Annotated in this window: 1 protein-coding gene; it reads right to left on the bottom strand. The window is 42.6% G+C overall.

Features of this window, described 5'->3' with window-relative positions; all coding sequences use genetic code 11:
- Positions 1–309: ribosome-recycling factor (locus C1E99_RS12810; RefSeq protein ID WP_153060262.1), on the bottom strand; the 309-nt coding region annotated here is incomplete at its 3' end.
- Positions 310–340 lie beyond the last annotated feature (31 nt).

The raw sequence follows: 340 nt of genomic DNA, 5'->3' as shown, positions 1-340 counted from the left end.
AGGAATAACCAAACGGATAACAGTACCGTCAGATTGTGGCGTCAAACCAAGGTCAGATGCGTTCAAAGCACGCTCAATATCCTTCAAGATTGACTTATCAAACGGAGTAATCAAAAGAACACGCGCTTCTGGCACTGTAATACCAGCCAACTGGTTCAATGGCGTTGGAGAACCGTAGTACTCAACTGAAATACGGTCCAACAAACTAGCATTGGCACGGCCAGCACGAATGTGGCTGAATTCACGTGCCAAACTCTGATGAGATTGGTTCATGCGCTCTTGCGCTTTAGCAATAATTTCTTTAGACATAAGACTTCCTTCTTTATTTTTTATCTTTTAT

This window comes from Streptococcus suis, assembly GCF_002964045.1.
In the GTDB taxonomy this organism is placed as follows: Bacteria; Bacillota; Bacilli; order Lactobacillales; family Streptococcaceae; genus Streptococcus; species Streptococcus suis_U.
The sequence above is the reverse complement of the archived record's forward strand: the minus strand, read 5'-3'. Positions and strand labels throughout refer to the sequence as shown.